We start from the raw sequence: 18,636 nt of genomic DNA, 5'->3' as shown, positions 1-18,636 counted from the left end.
TGTTGTTCCTTGTCCAGAAACAATAGTAACTCCAGCAGGAACAGTCCATAAATATGAAGTTGCTCCACTAACGGCTGTTGTTGTGAAAGTAGCCGATGTTGTTGTGCCTACAAGTGGTCCTACTGCAGCAGTACCTGTTAAAGTAGTTGGAGTAGTTGGAATTGCCAATACATTTACAACAACAGCAACTTTAGCACCTTCCACACCATTTATTGTTTGTGAGACATAATATGTTTTAGTACCCAACACAGAAGTAGATGGAGTTGGAGCACCAGTTGTAATTAACACATATCTTGGGATTGAAGTGGTACTGCTGTTCGTGTACCATTTTAAAGTACTACCTGGTACATTATAAACATAATTTGTTAAAGAAGTTGCTACTGTTCCTTTACATAAATTAACTGGAGAAGCTACTTGAAGATTTACCTCATCATAAAAATAATAGGCTCCTGTAGTTCTATTAAATGTTACTGTAAAATTTGAGGCACTTGTCACACCAATATTTGAACTATTTAAAGTTGCTGTTCCTCCTGGGAAAACATTTCCTCCCCAATTCACAGACCAATCATTTCCTTGACGGAATTTAATATCACCTGTAGTTAAAGTTAATCCCGATAATTTATAGTTTACACCGTCAGTAGTTGAAAGATTTGTGTCTGTAGACCATCCTCCAGCAGTAGCACTACCAATAACACTAATTACTAGATAATTAAAACTAAATTCACCAGTACTTTTGTTGAATGTAATGTTGTAATCACCACCTACAACTGGAATAGAAGCTCCGCCTTGTGTTGCTGTACCAGTAGGGAATGCATTGGCTCCCCATGTAACTGAATTGGAATTATCTTGTCTAAATACATAATTTCCAGTACTAACTGTTGCATTATTTAAATAATAGTTAGTGCCATTTAAAGTGATTAATTCAAGTTCCGAACCTCCTGATGTATACAACGTAACAATAGGATATCCAGCTCTGAAAGAAAAAGCACCAGTAATTCTGTTAAATGTAATAGAGTATGTTCCAGCTGTAATAGGAATATTATTTCCATTTAAAGTTGCTGTTCCATTAGGGAATGAATTAGAACCCCAATTTACTGCCCAAGTTTGATTTTGTCTGAACTTTAATTCTCCAGAAGTTAAAGTAACTCCTGAAAGCAAATAATTTACACCGTCAGTAGTACTCATTAAAGTGTCAGTGTTCCATCCACCACTTGTTGCGCTACCAATAATTCCAATATTAGCAAAACTAAAGCTGTAGGCTCCAGTTGTTTTATTGAATTTGATGTCATAAGTTCCTGCAGTTGTTACAGAAATAGGATCCCCTCCTTGTGTGGCAGTACCACTAGGGAAACTAGATGATGCCCATGTTGTTGAAGAGGAATTGTCTTTTCTAAAAATTAATGAGCCTGTAGTTAATGTATAGTTATCAAGAGAATAATTTACTCCATCAACAGTGTACATTGAAACATCTTGATTTGAACCAGGTCCAGCCGAACCAGAAATACTAATTGCATCAAAACCAGTTGATACTGTAGTAAAACTATAAACCCCTGTGGTTCTATTGAATGCAACATTGTATATTCCTGCAGTAACAGGAATGTTGCTTCCATTAGAAGTCGCAGTCCCTGAAGGGAATGAACTTGATCCCCAATTGGTATTCCAACTTGAGTCTTGTCTAAATTTTGCTCCTCCATTTGAGAAAGTAAAATTTGATAATGTATAATTCACATTATCAGTCGTGCTCATTGCAACGTCCGTGCTCCATCCGCTCACAGCATCTCCAATCATTGAGATGGACTGTGCGCCACTATTTAATGAAAACAAAAACAATGCAATAGTGTAAAAAAAGATTTTTTTAATCATATTGATTTGGTTTTTTTGTTAATAATGTCATAAAATTATTTAAAAAAATCATTCAAAATAAAAAAAAAAGAGCTTTTGATTTACTAAAACGTTTTCGTGTTGATAAGTTTTTCAATTACAGTATAATTCCTTTTCTTTTGGCCAAATGAATAAAGTATGTTTTTGTCTTTTATAGCGACTTTATGATTATTTGTTAATTTTGACAAATCTTATAAAATCATTTATGAAAATTGCTTTGATTCAAACCGTATTAATTTGGGAAAATCCTACACAAAATCGAAAAAGATTGGAAGATTTTTTCGTTACGCTTTCTGAAAAGGTTGATCTCGTGGTATTGCCCGAAATGTTTACCTCTGGATTTACCATGCATCCTAAAAATGTGGCTGAAACTATGGAACAAGAGACGGTTTTATGGATGAAACAATGGGCGTTAAAAATAAATGCCGCTTTGGTTGGAAGTGTTGTGATTGAAACCGATGGAAATTATACAAATCGATTGCTTTTCGTTGAACCCAATGGAAAGGTGACACATTATGACAAACGCCATTTATTTTCATTAGCTCATGAAGATGAGTATTATGCTAAAGGGATGCACAAACAAATTATCACTTATAGGGGGTTGAAGTTTTGTCCACTTATCTGCTACGATCTTCGTTTTCCTGTATTTTCTAGAAATACAGAAAACTATGATGTACTTCTTTATGTAGCCAATTGGCCAAGTATACGCATTGCAGCTTGGGATGCCTTACTTAAGGCACGTGCCATAGAAAATATGTGTTATGTAATTGGGGTAAATAGAGTAGGCGTTGATCCCAATAATTTGGAATATAACGGACACACACAAGCTCTTGATTTTCTCGGAAATTATCTTTTAACACCTCAAGAAAAAGATGGGGTTTATCTCATTTCGATTACTACAGAGGAGATGTACAATAGCCGTGAAAAACTCTCATTCTTGAGGGATAGAGATTCTTTTGAAATTATTGACTAATTACTCAAATTGATCGGTTGTTCTACATCCCAATTGCCTCTAACATCGATTTCTTTTGGGAAATAATAAACCTCTTCGCTTTGTTTTTGTTCCATGAAATTTCCAGGTGTCCAAAACGTGTCCTTGTTATCGTCATAAATCACTCTCAAGGTATATTTATAGGGTTCTAAAGCTTCAAAATTTATGATATTGCTGCTTTCTGAATATTCCCGCGCTTTTATTTCTCCCTTAGCATTCGTGAGTTCAACAAGAATAGGAAAGCGTTTCACATTTTCGAGTACAATTTTTAGGTTTCCATAATCGGAGATGTTATTGGTATTGAACGAAAATGAAAGAGAATCGTTTGTTTTGTCATTAAAATCGGTCAAAGCACCTTTTAAGAGTTTCAACTTGTATTTTTGTAGCGGTTCTTTTTCAAATAAAAAACGCAGCTTTTGGTAATATTCGTCATAAGCGACATCAAATTTCACTGCGGTCGAGTCTTTTCTGAGTAGTTTTATTTTAGTAACATCCCATTTGGTAAGAGGCGTATTGCTTCGAATCGCATACGTATCGCGATAATGCAAAGTAGTCGTATAATCGGCACTAAAACCAATAGAATCTTTTTTTAAATCGCGAACGGCTACATCATACGTTTTATGAAACGCTTTTTTACTAACATCTATTTTTAGAGAATCTCCTTTTACCACATGACACCACACTTGAAGTGAATCTTTCTGAGGAAACTTGGTCACTAAAAAAGGAAGAGACACCCCATTTTTTTTAACATCAATTTTCACTTCTTTGGAATTTCCTTCATAGCCAATAGTGAATTTGTTTTTAGTGGCTTGTGACACATTAAGTGCTTTGAAAGGGACCGCTTCTTTAAACAATTCTAATTCGTAAACCGTATCATTTGGAATGGTAATAAAGTCTTTTATAAATCCTATTTTGTCTAGTTTTGGATCGTATTTGTTATTTCCATTTTTGTCTTTGAGGGCAATGAGTTTGTACTTACCCGCTTTGATGTTTTCAATCTTTGCAATTTTAATGCTGTCCAATGTATTCGTGATATATCTTGGCGCTTGTTTGTATACTAAAGAATCTGAATAGTTGTTGTCGACTTCATAGAGCATAATGGATACAAAATTATCTACATTTTTTTCTCGGGCATCCTTAACTTTAACACCCAATTGCAAAGAATCTAATGTGTTGCCTGTTGAAAACACATATTTAAACTGTTGGTAAGCATTCCCTTCATTATTGTCTTGAATACTGTTGCCAAAATTAAAACTATATGTTGTATTGGGTTGTAAAGTATCTTTGATTTTTATAGTTACCGTTTTGCTTGCAGTGTAGGGCAAAACATCGGGTTGTTGTTTCATTGGAGGTGAAACAATAAGTTGTTTGTTGAGGTCTTTGAGTTTTACATACTCATCAAAGGTAATTTTGATTTCTTTTGCGGTAACATTTTTGCTAAAATTTTTAGGAATACTGCTTATTATTTTTGGAGCTATCGTGTCTTTAGCACCTCCAGAAATCGTTCCTTTTTTGGCACAACTTACCAAACCGAGAAGTATAATAAAAAGGGAATATTTTAAAGCTAATTTTTGCATCTAATCAAAGTTTTCACCACGCAAAATAACAATTATATTTAGACGAATTAAAATCTTTTTTTAATATTAACGAAAATACTCATTGTGAGAGAGCAATACAAACGATACTCACACGAGCGCCCGGAATTTTAAGCAAGGCTTTTGCACAAGCTTCAAGCGTAGCACCTGTTGTAATTACGTCGTCTACCAAAAGAAAATGTTGGTTGTGATGGGATTCGTTACAATCTACTTCAAACAAAGACGATTCGACTTCACTTCTTTTAAGCAACGATTTTTTAGTCTGTGTTTTGGAATACAACTTACGAAATAAAAGGGTTTCGTTGTAAGGAATTTCCAGTTTTTCTGAAAGGGCTTTACCATAGGTTGTTACTTGGTTGTATCCTCTGGTTCGCAGTCGTCTTTTGTGCAACGGCACGGGAATGATGCAGGTTATTTTTTTGCTTGTGACTATAGGTTTTAAATCTTCCGCATACCAATACCCCAAAACGGTCCCAATTTCTTGTTGTCCTTTATATTTTAAATGATGTATCAATCCTTGAACAATGCCTTTTTTGTGAAAATAGAATTGAGCCGCGCCAAATTCAAGGGCGACTCTACCATAAAATTTTTGAACCACTTCATTGGTTTCGTTTTCATGGTGATGGGTTAGCGGAATCTCATGGCGACACCTCCCACACAAAATAATCTCTTGATGCAATAAATAGGCGTTACAGCCACAACAGGTTTTAGGAAAGAAGAGATTAACGATGCTTTTAATCATATATTTTGGCGTTTATGGTATAAAAATATAAAAAACAACGATTCCACAACAATAAAATAGGAAATTTTGTTTCTCTTTTTATATTTTTGCACCATTATGGCAAAACAAGAAGATTTATTTAAAAATGTTATTTCGCATGCAAAAGAATACGGATTTATATTCCCTTCTAGCGAAATTTATGACGGACTCAGTGCCGTATACGACTATGCTCAAAATGGTGTCGAGTTAAAGAAAAACATTCGTGAATATTGGTGGAAATCCATGGTGCAAATGCACGAAAATATTGTGGGATTAGATGCTGCAATTTTGATGCATCCTACTACTTGGAAAGCCTCTGGTCACGTAGATGCATTTAACGACCCTTTGATTGATAATAAAGATTCTAAAAAAAGATATCGTGCAGACGTTTTAATTGAGGATTATGCCGAGAAATTAAACCAAAAAGCACAAAAAGAAATCGACAAAGCTCGAGAGCGTTTTGGCGCTGCTTTTGACGAAGAACAATATAAAACTACCAATCCCCGCGTGATGGAGTATCTTTCTAAAAAGAAAGAAGTTCTTGAGCGCATGGCACGTTCTCTCGATTCGGGTGATTTAGATGATGTAAAAGCGCTTATAGAAGAATTAGATATTGCGTGTCCCGAAAGCGGTTCGAAAAATTGGACAGATGTCAAACAATTCAATTTGATGTTTGGAACAAAACTGGGTGCTTCAGCCGAAAACGCTATGGATTTGTACCTTCGTCCTGAAACGGCACAAGGAATTTTTGTCAATTTTATAAATGTTCAAAAAACAGGACGAATGAAAATTCCTTTTGGAATAGCACAAACTGGAAAAGCCTTTCGAAATGAGATTGTAGCCCGTCAGTTTATTTTCCGCATGCGTGAATTTGAACAAATGGAAATGCAATTTTTTGTAAAACCAGGCGAGGAAATGAAGTGGTATAAGTATTGGAAAGAAACCCGCTTAAAATGGCACGTGTCTTTAGGTTTAGGAAAAGAAAACTACCGTTTTCATGACCATGAAAAATTGGCTCACTATGCTAATGCTGCTGCCGATATTGAGTTTAATTTCCCATTCGGATTTAAAGAATTGGAAGGAATTCACTCGCGTACGGATTTCGATTTAAAAGCGCATGAGCAGTATTCTGGAAAAAAATTGCAATATTTTGACAACGAAACCAACTCAAGTTATGTGCCCTATGTGGTGGAAACGTCGGTTGGACTTGACAGAATGTTTTTGGCCGTTTTTGCTACAGCGCTACAAGAAGAAACGTTGGAAGATGGCTCTTCACGAACCGTTTTGCGTTTGCCAAGCGTTTTGGCACCTACAAAAGTAGCCGTTCTACCTTTGGTGAAAAAAGACGGATTGCCAGAAGTTGCACAACAAATTATTGATGATTTAAAATGGGATTTTAATGTAGCGTATGATGAAAAAGATGCCGTGGGAAGACGCTACAGAAGACAAGATGCACTAGGAACTCCGTTCTGCGTTACAGTAGACCATCAAACGCTAGAAGACCAAACTGTAACCATTCGTCATAGAGATTCAATGCAACAAGATCGTGTAAAGATTTCGGAACTAAGATCTATTATTTCCAATGAGGTGTCTATGCGAAATTGGTTGATGAAAATGTAATCGTCATTTCTATATAAAAGAGTCAGATTCCTTCTGACTCTTTCTTTTAACATTAGGATAATCACCATAAGCAGAGCATTAAATAGCCTATCATGAAATGGGTTTAAAAATATTTCAGCGAAATAAAAAGGTAGAAAAAAAGGAAGCGCCAAGAGCACCCTTTTCTCGAGCCTCAGAATTTAATGAAATGGAACACAATAATAATCAAGAAATGAAAAAATTTCTCATTGTTGGATTGGGTAATATAGGGGTAGAATATGTAAATACCCGTCACAATATTGGTTTCAAAATTGTAGATTTTATAGCCCAACAAGAGGCTGTTTCTTTTGAGACCGTCAAATTGGGAGCACTAGCTACCTACAAAATAAAAGGGAGAACAGTTCTTTTGTTAAAACCCAATACCTATATGAATTTGAGTGGAAAAGCCCTTAAATATTGGATGGACAAAGAAAATATTCCTAAAGAAAATATTTTAGTCATCACCGACGATTTAAATTTACCTTTTGGTACCATCCGAATCAAACCCAAAGGCAGTGATGGCGGACACAACGGTCTCAAAAACATACAATTGATATTGAATTCAACAGAATACCCCCGGTTCCGATTTGGAATTAGTGATCAATTTAAAAAAGGACAACAGGTAGACTATGTGTTGGGTGAATGGCAAGCAGAAGAACAAGAACAATTAAAAAGCCGTTATGAAGTTGCTGCAGCCGTAATCAACTCTTTTGTTTTGTCAGGCCTTTCCGAAACGATGAATGCCTTCAATGGGAAATAGGACGTTTTGAATAAACTTTTAGGAAAATATAGGAAATAATTTGCTACAATTTGGAAAAACGAAAGTAAAATGAATTTTAACTTTTTAAAGCCAACTATAATTTTTTTTAATTGGAGTTTTTATTCCAGCGTTCACTATAATTCCATTCTTTCTATTTCAAATGTTATTTAATAATTTTGGAGTAAACTGTGAAACCTATTGGAAATCCATAATATTAATATTTAGCGTTTTAGCAATAGTTTCTCCTATGATGTATTTCAAATGTCTTGAAAAATATCGTAAACCAACTCAATCTAATTTGCTTCTATTTAATATTGTAGAATATATTTCTTTGCAAATCGGCATTAGTCCTTTTTTTACGACATCAAATTCAATTTGTTTTGGACAAAGTGATGGGGGATTAATTTTTGTATTTACTGCATGGCTTTCACTACCTATATTAATAGGGTTGAGTTTAATATTCAAAAAGAAATTACCAAGTTAAATGCGCTATCCGATGGCGCGGGTTTAAGGTGCAAATCCGAGCTATCTGGGGTTGTTAAATATTTCAATTATTGAATTAACTTTATTATTAATAGATTTTTGTTTGATAAACAAAAAATACTATCTTTTTTTTGTTCTTTGATGGGATAAGTCTTATTATCCTCATAAAAAATAGTACGATCTATTTTTGTTTTTTTTATCTTCGAAACTCCATACAATTCCATAAGTAAAGGTTCTTTTTCTATTTCTAATTTATCATAAAATAATTTTCCTTCAGATTTGTATATGGCAACCGATTCAAGTGTATCATTATTGTATTCATAAGTAATAATTGGTTGGTATTTTTTTTCTTAAACCAAAACATTTCTTTTGAGTATTGATAATTAGTACCAACTTCTTTGTATTTTGTTATTGAATATTTAATTAAATAACTATCTGTTTTACAACTTAAAAACAAACTTAAAATAAGGAAATAAAAAATGTTTCTTTTCATATTTAATTGTTTTTTATCATAAAATGCGGAGCTTTTTACAGGAACTCTTTGCGGAGCTGAGATTATCTGGTTTACAAATAGTTAAGTTTAATAAAATTGTTTATCACTAACTTTGGAACATTACCCCTTAATAAAAAAAGCACCTTATTAGGTGCTTTTCATTTTTTTAAGTAAAAATTAATTATTCGATAACTAATTTTTTAACCATTTTTTTGCCTCCATCAACAATGTTAACCATATAAACACCTGATTCAACTTGGCTTAAATTGATGTCTTGGTCAAAAACACCATTGTTTTGATATGATTTATTGAAAACTTCTCTGCCTCTAATATCGAAGATTGAAACAGTAATATCCTTTTCAGAAGTAGAATCAAATTTTACGTTAAAACTACCGTGACTTGGATTTGGATATAGTGAGAAGTTAGTGAATTCAAAGGTTTCATTAGCAAGAGCTGGAGTTACTGTAAAGTTTTTGCTATTTACAGCCAAAAAGATATTTCCTACAGCTTTTACCATAAATCTACAAGTTGATGTAGATGATGCTACATTAGGAATAGTTACGTCATAAGACCCAGTATTAGGCACTCCAGATGCAATAGTTGTCCATGTTGTAGGGTTTGGTGAGGATGGTGTAGTAGAATTAAAAACTTCTAATGCTGTAGAAGCATTAGTAGTCATTAAAATATCAACAGTTGGTGAATTAAATGGGGCAGAAGCAGTACTACCTGGGTTCCAAGTAACAGTTTGTGTGGAGTTTCCAGCATAAGAAATTCCAGTAGTTCCCTGCGAAGTAACTGAAAAAGCACCACCAGTAGCGTTTACTGTTACAATCATAGCATCAACACCTGTTTGTCCCATTCCTGCACGATTGTCTCTTGCTGTCAATGAGAAATTTAATGTTCTTGCTACTGTAGAACAAGTTTCCCAGTTTGAATTTCCTGCAGTAGTTACAGTTAAAACCCCTGACATAATTTTACCCATTTGAGGAAAATAACGGAAATTGTTAGTGCTAGGCTTGAAAGTTCTGAAGTTAGGACCTGTTGTTTTAGTTGCTAATACTCTACTTCCTGTACCTGTTAAAGTTGTAGATGTGGTGTCAAAATCACTTTCTTCCCACAAGTATGTTAGCACATCTGACGCATCGGCATCGGTAGCTGTTCCTGAAAGCATAAAAGCCGTTCCGATTGGAATAGTGTAATCAGCACCAGCATTTACAACAGGAGCTGCATTTGTACCCGTCAATGAAGTAGAAACAGGACATGTTTTTGTGTTTAAATTCGTTTGTACTTGAGCGATACTTTTATATGAAAAATAGGGGTCTGAATGCGCTTGAACATCATAAGATGTAATTCCAGCATACCCCATAATTGTAGAACCACTTCCAGGTTCTACTTGATAGTTAGCCAATTTTGTTCCAGCACTGTTTCCTTCTCCAGAAAACGTAAACGTATGATTTCCTCCTAATTGGTGTCCCATTTCGTGAGCCACATAGTCAATGTCGAAAGAATCTCCTTGAGGTAAACCTGACCCTGGTGAAGTAATTCCACTTCCTTTATAACTTGATGTTGCTCCACCACCTGTTGATAAAACATTAGTACATACACAACCTATACATCCTGCATTTCCTCCACCACCTGAAGCTCCGAACATATGTCCGATATCAAAAGCAGCATCTCCTAAAACAGAGTGTAGTGTATTCATTAACTCAGTATTCCAATTGTTCATATTGGCTGCATCAGAATAAGGGTCAGTAGTACTATCGTAATAGATCACACTTGTGTTGTCAATCATGTTTAAATGCACAGCAAAATCTTTTTCAAAAACACCATTTACACGTGTCATGGTAGCATTCATAGCAGCTAAAACTAGAGCCTTATCTGAAGCTGTTCCTGAAGTAGTGGCCCCAAAAGACGCTGCATATTCTCCAGTACAAGACAACGCTAAACGCATTGTTTTGTAACTCCCCGCACTTGATTTTGCAGTAATAGTAGGATTTTGAAATAAATCAGCATTTAGTGCAGCTTCGGGTGTTCCACATGTAAATGGTGCTTTATGACCTGTTTTGCATGTGTTATTAAAAACCATGTAAGCATGGGCACCTTTATCATATGCTTCAATGAATTCAGTGGCATTGTCTGCTCTGAATAACATGGTTTGCACCCCTTTTGGTGAAACACTAAAGTTGATGGTTGCTCCTTTGTCGCTAATCCCTTTCCCTACATAAGCTCTAATTTGTGGAAATTGAGCTTGAAAAGAAGGTTCCATATTAGAATTTTCCCACACTTGAAATTTTTCAATCTCACCATTCATGTTTGGAAATTCTACAACAACACCAGGCAAATTAGAGAATTTATTTTTTGCGTTGGTTAAAGATTGTCTGAAAGTATCAATATCGAGAGAGAAATATTGGGCACTTTCTTCATTAATGTCAGTTCTTACTTTAGCAAATTTAGAAGCCACATTCAAAGTAGCCTTATGCCAAACGGAACTTTTTTGAGCGATTACTTGCCCAAAAGAGAGGGCTAATGCCAAAAATAATAATGGTTTTTTCATTTTTTAGTTGATTTAATAGAAATTAAGGAAACAAATATATGTTTTTTATTTCTACATGTCAAATAATTACCTAATTACACCCTTTTTGGAACTATTTTTAATGATATTTTAAGAAATCTACCTAAAAAAAGTACATTTGTAAAATAATTCTTAAAAGTTGAAAACCTACAATTCTATTTTTGATTACCATCAAGGGCAGTCTGTTCTTACACTAGGAGCTTTTGATGGAGTACATATAGGCCATAAAAAGATATTGGAAAAAATTATTCAAAATTCCAAAGAACTTGATTGTAACAGTTTGGTTATTACTTTTTTTCCACATCCTCGTATGGTGTTGCAATCGGAATCAGAACTGCAATTGCTTACAACCCTAGCTGAAAAAAAACAGCTTCTAGAGAAAATAGGTCTTGATGTTTTAATCATTCATCCTTTTGATAAAATGTTTTCTATGATGACTGCTGATGATTTTGTTAGAGATGTCTTGGTCAATCAACTAGAAATAAAAAAAATGATTATCGGTTATGATCATCGTTTTGGTAAAGATAGGTCGGCAACTATTGATGATTTGATAGATTATGGAGTACAATATGGTTTTGAGGTGTCTCAGATTACAGCTCAAGAAATACAGGAAAATGTTGTGAGTTCGACCTTGATTCGCAATGCGATTTTAGAAGGAAATATTGCTTTAGCTAATTCTTATTTAGGATATTCCTATTTGCTTTCAGGAGAAGTGGTTCAAGGAAATCAACTGGGTCGAACTATTGGTTTTCCTACTGCCAATATCAACATTAAAGAAACGTATAAATTAATTCCAAAAATCGGGGTGTATGTCGTGAAAAGCACTATCGATGGAATCGAAAGATATGGAATGATGAATATTGGATTTCGTCCCACATTAAACGGAAAACATCAAACGATTGAGGTACACTTTTTCGATTTTGATAAAGATATTTACGGAACATTTTTAACAATAGAAGTGCTCCATTTTATTAGAAATGAAGAAAAATTTGACTCTTTTGAACTCTTGAAAGAACAAATACAAAAAGATAAAATCAGTGCTCTAGAAGTTATTTCAAAAAAGGCTTTTTAAATTTATAGTTTAAAATAGAGTTTAGTTTTAAACTTGTTATACATTTTCCAACAGATTCGATGTTTTCATTAAATTCTGGTTGACTGAGATGCAATTCTTTCGCAACATTCTGATAATACTCTTTTCGTGAAGGATGAAAAGGAGCCACGCCGTGAATTAGTTCTGACCATGCGTTTTGTTCTATAATCTGTATGAGAATTTCTATACAATCATCTAAATGGATAAGATTTATGGGTGCTAAAGGGTTTACAATATTTTTTTTACCAGAGAGCATATAAACAGGATGACGTTGGGCACCTATCAAACCTCCAAATCGAACAATTGTAGTAGTAAAAGTGTTTTGTTCAAAAAATAATTTTTCACATGTCCATAGTTGTTGACCACTTTCGGTATCGGGATTTGGAATGTCATCTTCAGCAATGCTTTTTTTCCAAGAAGTATGGTCAGCAAAAACACTTGTAGAGCTTACAAAGAGGACTTTTTTTATAGAAGATTTCTTTATAGCGATTAGTACGTTTTTTATTTTTTTTACAAAATTTTCTTCGCTTTGATTTCGTAATTTTGGTGGAATATCAACAATAAGAATCTCCGAATCCTCAAGGAAAGACGCTATGGGTCCCAAAATTTCCTCGTTTGTAAGTTGAATTTGATAAGCTTCTATTCCTTCTGAGTCTAGGATATTCAATTTTTCAAATGTTGTGGTAGACCCTTTGATTCGGAATCCTTTTTTTTGCAGTGCCTTTGCTAGGGGCAATCCGAGCCAGCCACAACCTAATATACTAATCTGTGTCATGAAGTTTTATTTTGAGGGATGTATTTGTTTAGGTATGGGTTTATAATTCATACGTTTAAGATTAAAAATCTTTTTTTACTAACATGATGTAATCATCATCAAGTTTTCGATACCCTTGATCGTAAACAAAAAAATATGTATTTCCGTTATTGGTGTGTAATATATTGGTAAAAAAATCAAAATCAAACCCTTTGCTTAGTAATTTGTTTTTGGTGGTTTTCGATTTTCCCTCTTGATTTTGAGCTGCCAATATTCTGTAATTTTTACGTAATTTGTTATTTACATTACGCATATAGTTGGTGCTATCTTTGTTTATTTTATTGTTGTAGGCATTGCGACACCCATCACTACAAAATTTTTTATCTTCTCGACCTACAATTTTTTCATGACATTCTAAACACGTTTTTTCCATATACAATTCTTTTAAAATCAATCAAATATAGTAAAAAAAAACCCATTTACAAACGGTTACAAATAATTACAATCGAAATTAAGTGGTTATCTACCGAATAAAAGAAGCTAGCTGTTACAACTTTGCCTCGTCGAAATGTGAATTACTCTTGCTAATCATTTACAAAAGCTATTGGCATAAGACAAAAATAATAACAATAATCATTTAATTTTTACACGCCATGAGAAACAAAGTTCAATTAATCGGAAATGTAGGACAAGAACCTGAAATTAAAAATCTTGAAAAAGGAAAAAAAGTCGCTAATTTTACAATTGCCACTCACGAAGTTTATTACAGAGAAAACGGAGATAAAGTGGAGCAAACAGAATGGCACAAAGTAACTGCTTGGGGGAAAACGGCAGAAATTGTTGAAAAATTCGTTACAAAAGGCAAAGAAATTGCCATTGAAGGGAAGTTAACCCATCGTAGCTATGACGACAAAGATGGCAATAAACGTTATGTCACAGAAATAGTTGCGAATGAATTACTACTTATTGGTGCAAAGTAATACTAAGTGATTCTTTTTTCTGTAAAGCGGTAGTGAGAACTACCGCTTTTTTTGATATAAACGATTTATTATAATATATCTTTTTTTTCAATGGAGTTTGAAACATAGTATGGCACTGAATAATTATTTTAATTTTTTTTAATAATCCAAATATATATTGAGTAGGTTTCAACATAATTTCGGATTTTGTTATTGAAAAACTTTTAAAGAATTCATTTATTCCCTTTCAAGGTAAAATTTTTAACCATAAAACAGAAGTTTTTAACACGAAAACGTTTTCGATTTATTATTAATTAGGAACATTAATTTTTTTTGATACTTTTATTAAAATTTTATTTAATCATTTAAAAATAGTACTAATGAGATTTCATTTAAGATATATTCTAACACTAGTTCTATTTGTTTGTAGCATTTCTTTTGGCTATTCTCAGGTTGGTATTAATACAACAACACCTTTAAGTACCCTTGATATTAATGGAAATTTGAACGTCAAAGAAATTGGAATTGCTAATGTGAATGTTTCTGGCTCAGGAGTATTTAATGGAGGGTCATCAGGAAGTGCAACACCAATAAGCGATGGAGTATATTTGTCTTTAAATCCTACTTCAGGGAGTCCGGAGTTTATTTTGCCAGATGCTGTAACAGTTCCTGGACGAATTTATATCATGCGAAATATCTCAACCTCTGCGGCAGCAAAAATTTATACTTTCGGAGGGTCATTCTATGCTAAAGACTCTAGCTCTGCTACAACAGCCCCTTTAACCCTTCCAACGACAGGAACGTTAAAATCAGTAATTGTGATCAGTGACGGTCAGAATTGGACATATTTTTTCTAATCCGCATCCATTATTTCTTGAAAATAATTCACAAATTGACCTAAATGCACGCCATCCATCAAGCCATGATGAACGTGAATTGACATAGACATGGTTTTAATTCCATCATCATCCAATAATTTATCAAAGCTTATTTTTGGACAGCTATCTGGCCAAGTAAAACTTCGAGCATGAGAAACTCCTGTGACACTTACCCATGGTAGGGTGGAAAAATGAATCAAATTTTCAGAAAACGATCTTGTAAAAAGCCCTTGTGTTTGTTTAACCCGTTCGATTTCTTTTGCTAAGTTTTCAGCGAAAACATGCAAGTCGGGGTCGTATTTTATAAGCGAAAACCCAAAAGTATTGTCTTCGCGCAAAATGGTAGAAGAGGCATCAATTTGGTCAAACAGGTATACTTCATCATCAATAATTCTATATCGAAACGATTCAATGGCATTGCTTGCCATAAGTGTTTTGTGTAGATAATAAGTAAAAAAAGAAACGCCCAATTCTTTTGCTTTATGATAGGCTTTGGTACAGTTTATCGTTGTGACAATGCCAAAAAAGGGTTCTTCCATTTGTTTGAAAAATAGAAAATGTTCTTTTCGATTCCAAGAATCTAAGTCTAACTTCTGTTTCATGATAAAAGAATGTACAAGAAAAAAGGTGAAATTTATTGTACTAAAATTGGAATAACTTCTGTAATTTTATTTAATGTTCTAAAATTAGGATGAACCACCTGATGCGCTATTTTTTCGTGTTCCCAATTAGTATGGTAGGGAACATGTACCGCATAACCACCGAGAGCTAATACAGGAAGGACATCTGATTTTAAGGAATTTCCAATCATAAAAAATTCGTCGGCATTGATTTCTAAACGTTTCAATAATTTTTCATAATTGACTACTTGTTTATCGGCCATAACCTCTATATGATGAAAATAATGCCCCAAACCCGAATCGTGTAACTTGCGTTGCTGGTCTTTTAAATCGCCTTTTGTAGCTACAATTAATTTGTATTTTCCATGTAAAGCTTGTAAGGTTTCTTCCACACCCTCTAATAATTCGATGGGTTTTTGAAGCAATTCTTTTCCGTATTGAATTATTTTTTCAATAGTTTCTACCGAAAGAGTATGGTTGGAAAGGGTTATTGCTGCTTCAATCATAGAAAGCGTATAGCCCTTTATTCCGTATCCGTATAAATCCAAATTGGCGATCTCTGTTTTAAACAGTTCCTGAGACAATCCTTGATGTGATAAATAATCTTGCATTAATGCGCAAAATTTTTCTTCCGTCTCTTGAAAATAAGGTTCGTTGACAAACAAGGTGTCGTCGGCATCAAAAGCAACTACTTTTAGGTTCATGATTTTATTTTTTTATAAATCAAATACAACAACACTGAAGATGATGTAAAAGCAATGAAATAAAACAAATTAATTATAGAAGTTAAATAGGAACATCTTTCTATCAGGTCTAAACAAAAATTACTAGATGAGTTTCTTGTCATTATTGCTTTAAATGCTACCTGATCTTTGTCAATGCTGAAAAATTATAAATTTCCAACAAAGAAAAAAGAAATAGAATCAAACTAACTATAATGCCAGTGTAGCTTTTCATTAACTAATTAAAGCACCATTGTTCACGCCATCAGCATCTGGATTGACAAAAACCAATTTACCTTCGGCGTTATTTGTCATCAAAATCATCCCTTGACTTTCCACACTGCGTAAGGCTCTTGGCGCTAAGTTTACTAAAACTGTCACGCGTTTACCTACCACTTCTTCAGGAGAAAAATGCTCGGCAATTCCTGAAACGATGGTACGAACGTCAATTCCTGTATCGACTTTTAATACTAAAAGTTTGTTGGCTTTGGGCATTTTTTCGGCTTCCAAAATAGTTCCCACACGCAAATCTAATTTAGAAAAATCTTCAAAAGTGGCTGTTTCTTTTTGTGGTTCTATCACTTTATTTTCTGCTTTATTGGCCACTTTCGTAGCTTCAAGTTTGTCTATTTGTTTTTGAATGTCGGCATCTTCTATTTGAGCAAACAAGATTTCAGCTTGACCTATTTGATGACCAGCAGGAACTAAATCAGTTCGTTCTGAAACATCTTTCCAACGTAAATTCAAATCGGTTTTTAAAATCCCTGATAGTTTGCAAGCTGTAAACGGTAAAAAAGGCTCTGACAAAACTCTCAAAGCTGCGCCAATTTGAAGCGCTATATACATTTGTGTTTTTACGCGTTCAGGATTTTCTTTTACCATTTTCCAAGGCTCTTCATCAGCCAAGTATTTGTTCCCCAATCGAGCTACATTCATCAATTCCCCTTGTGCTTCTCTAAATCGATATCTTTCAATAGATGAAGAAATAACGGCAGGATACGCCTTCAATTCGGCTAAGGTTTGTTCGTCTATTTCAGTAAATTCGTTTGGTGTTGGAACAATTCCGTTATAATATTTATTTGTCAAAACCACTACACGATTGATGAAATTTCCAAAAATGGCCGCTAATTCATTATTGTTTCGCGCTTGAAAATCTTTCCAAGTAAAGTCGTTGTCTTTCGTTTCGGGAGCATTGGCAGTTAAAGTATAACGCAACACATCTTGTTTATCAGGAAAATCTTGTAAATATTCGTGCAACCAAACCGCCCAGTTTTTTGAAGTAGACAATTTGTTTCCTTCCAAATTTAAAAACTCATTCGCAGGCACATTGTCGGGTAAAATATAGGTTCCTTCGGCTTTCAACATCGCTGGAAAAATAATACAATGGAATACAATATTGTCTTTCCCTATGAAGTGAACCAATTTAGTATCGTTGGATTTCCAATAATCTTCCCAATTTTTTCCTACACGTGCTGCCCATTCTTTGGTGGCTGAAATGTATCCAATAGGTGCATCAAACCACACATATAATTTCTTCCCTTCGGCACCTTTCACAGGAACATCAATGCCCCAATCTAAATCCCGTGTTACTGCACGAGGTTTTAATCCATCGTCTAACCATGATTTTACTTGACCCAAGACATTCGTTTTCCAATCTTTGGCATGGTCTTCTAAAATCCACTTCTGTAAAAAATCTTGGTATCGTTCTAAGGGTAAAAACCAGTGTTTAGTCGATTTTAAAATAGGTGTTTCTCCTGTTATTGTTGATTTTGGATGGATTAAATCGGTCGCATTCAAGGTCGAACCGCATTTTTCACATTGGTCGCCATAGGCTTCGGGATTATCACATTTAGGACACGTTCCTGTAACAAAGCGGTCTGCCAAGAATTGGTCTGCTTTAGCATCATACAATTGTTCGGTTACTTCTTCAATAAAATCGTTGTTTTCATACAATTTTTTGAAAAAAGCTTGAGCCGTATCGTGATGAATTTGGTATGAAGTTCGTGAATAATTATCAAAAGAAATCCCAAAATCAATAAACGACTGACGGATGATGCCGTCGTATTTGTCAATAACCTGTTGTGGTGTGATGCCTTCTTTCTTGGCTTTCATCGAAATGGCAACACCGTGTTCGTCGCTTCCGCAAATGAAAGCTACATCATTGCCTTGCAATCGTAAATAACGGGCATAAATATCGGAAGGAACATAAACTCCAGCCAAATGCCCAATATGAATAGGTCCGTTAGTATATGGCAACGCTGCCGTAATGGTATATCTTTTAGCTTCGCTCTGTTCGGCATAGCCTCGGGTTGGATTTTCTAACATCGTAAATTCTGAATATAAGACGCAAAAATAAGGAATAGATTTGATAGTTTTATTTTTATTTGAAGCGATTTACTTAGTCGTTTTGCTTTTTTAGGAGCTTGTGTCCAGCTATTCA

The 18,636-nt window shown here is 34.3% G+C and carries 14 protein-coding genes and 1 pseudogene; 6 read left to right on the top strand and 9 right to left on the bottom strand.

The genetic code is table 11. The features are described 5' to 3' along the window. Positions 1-1,863: pseudogene (locus CLV55_RS07425) on the bottom strand (SusF/SusE family outer membrane protein); the annotation flags it as partial. Positions 1,864-2,086: 223 nt separating this feature from the next. Between CLV55_RS07425 and CLV55_RS07420 the strand changes: the two are divergent. Continuing rightward, the gene (locus CLV55_RS07420) at positions 2,087-2,854 is read left to right on the top strand and encodes an amidohydrolase (RefSeq protein WP_112113109.1); all 768 of its coding nucleotides are present in this window, start codon (positions 2,087-2,089) and stop codon (positions 2,852-2,854) included. Here the strand turns inward: CLV55_RS07420 and CLV55_RS07415 are convergent. Both CLV55_RS07415 and CLV55_RS07410 read right to left on the bottom strand, forming a co-directional pair. Next, on the bottom strand, positions 2,851-4,449 hold the full coding sequence (locus tag CLV55_RS07415) for an Ig-like domain-containing protein (protein ID WP_112113108.1): 1,599 nt from the start codon (positions 4,447-4,449) through the stop codon (positions 2,851-2,853). The two genes, CLV55_RS07420 and CLV55_RS07415, sit on opposite strands and share 4 nt — an antisense overlap. A 79-nt stretch (positions 4,450-4,528) precedes the next feature. Next, a complete protein-coding gene (locus CLV55_RS07410; protein ID WP_112113107.1) occupies positions 4,529-5,209 on the bottom strand; it encodes a ComF family protein in 681 nt (226 codons plus the stop codon). A 96-nt stretch (positions 5,210-5,305) separates the two neighbouring features. On the opposite strand from CLV55_RS07410, the gene CLV55_RS07405 reads away from it, so the two are divergent. Continuing rightward, complete coding sequence (locus CLV55_RS07405; RefSeq protein WP_112113106.1) at positions 5,306-6,847, top strand: glycine--tRNA ligase; 1,542 nt, start codon at positions 5,306-5,308, stop codon at positions 6,845-6,847. Between the two features lie 211 nt (positions 6,848-7,058). Continuing rightward, entirely contained in the window at positions 7,059-7,625 is a 567-nt protein-coding gene (gene pth / locus CLV55_RS07400) for an aminoacyl-tRNA hydrolase (protein WP_112113126.1), read from the top strand. A 1,157-nt stretch (positions 7,626-8,782) separates the two neighbouring features. Here pth and CLV55_RS07390 read toward each other — a convergent pair. Continuing rightward, positions 8,783-11,155 (bottom strand): zinc-dependent metalloprotease, encoded by a 2,373-nt coding sequence (locus tag CLV55_RS07390; RefSeq protein ID WP_112113104.1) that lies wholly within the window; start codon positions 11,153-11,155, stop codon positions 8,783-8,785. Between the two features lie 157 nt (positions 11,156-11,312). Between CLV55_RS07390 and CLV55_RS07385 the strand changes: the two genes are divergently transcribed. Continuing rightward, on the top strand, positions 11,313-12,245 hold the full coding sequence (locus tag CLV55_RS07385; protein ID WP_112113103.1) for a bifunctional riboflavin kinase/FAD synthetase: 933 nt from the start codon (positions 11,313-11,315) through the stop codon (positions 12,243-12,245). Here the strand turns inward: CLV55_RS07385 and CLV55_RS07380 are convergent. Together CLV55_RS07380 and CLV55_RS07375 are read right to left on the bottom strand one after the other, a co-directional pair. Continuing rightward, positions 12,223-13,038, bottom strand: coding sequence for a Rossmann-fold NAD(P)-binding domain-containing protein (locus CLV55_RS07380; RefSeq protein WP_112113102.1), 816 nt, complete (start codon positions 13,036-13,038; stop codon positions 12,223-12,225). The genes CLV55_RS07385 and CLV55_RS07380 overlap by 23 nt on opposite strands. 61 nt (positions 13,039-13,099) lie before the next feature. After that, complete coding sequence (locus tag CLV55_RS07375; protein ID WP_112113125.1) at positions 13,100-13,450, bottom strand: hypothetical protein; 351 nt, start codon at positions 13,448-13,450, stop codon at positions 13,100-13,102. A gap of 220 nt (positions 13,451-13,670) precedes the next feature. On the opposite strand from CLV55_RS07375, the gene CLV55_RS07370 reads away from it, so the two are divergent. Together CLV55_RS07370 and CLV55_RS07360 are read left to right on the top strand one after the other, a co-directional pair. Continuing rightward, positions 13,671-13,997: a single-stranded DNA-binding protein gene (locus CLV55_RS07370; RefSeq protein WP_112113101.1), complete on the top strand. Its 327-nt coding sequence runs from the start codon at positions 13,671-13,673 to the stop codon at positions 13,995-13,997. A 359-nt stretch (positions 13,998-14,356) separates the two neighbouring features. Then, positions 14,357-14,833, top strand: coding sequence for a hypothetical protein (locus CLV55_RS07360; RefSeq protein WP_112113099.1), 477 nt, complete (start codon positions 14,357-14,359; stop codon positions 14,831-14,833). Here the strand turns inward: CLV55_RS07360 and CLV55_RS07355 are convergent. The 3 genes from CLV55_RS07355 to metG form a co-directional block, all read right to left on the bottom strand. Next, positions 14,830-15,456, bottom strand: coding sequence for a chloramphenicol acetyltransferase (locus CLV55_RS07355; protein WP_112113098.1), 627 nt, complete (start codon positions 15,454-15,456; stop codon positions 14,830-14,832). The genes CLV55_RS07360 and CLV55_RS07355 overlap by 4 nt on opposite strands. A gap of 32 nt (positions 15,457-15,488) precedes the next feature. After that, a complete protein-coding gene (locus CLV55_RS07350) occupies positions 15,489-16,178 on the bottom strand; it encodes an HAD family hydrolase (protein ID WP_112113097.1) in 690 nt (229 codons plus the stop codon). A 252-nt stretch (positions 16,179-16,430) separates the two neighbouring features. Further along, positions 16,431-18,521, bottom strand: coding sequence for a methionine--tRNA ligase (metG, locus tag CLV55_RS07345; RefSeq protein WP_112113096.1), 2,091 nt, complete (start codon positions 18,519-18,521; stop codon positions 16,431-16,433). Positions 18,522-18,636: the final 115 nt, after the last annotated feature.

The organism is Flavobacterium aciduliphilum (genome assembly GCF_003268855.1).
In the GTDB taxonomy this organism is placed as follows: domain Bacteria; phylum Bacteroidota; class Bacteroidia; order Flavobacteriales; family Flavobacteriaceae; genus Flavobacterium; species Flavobacterium aciduliphilum.
This window is presented reverse-complemented; position numbering and strand designations above follow the sequence as displayed.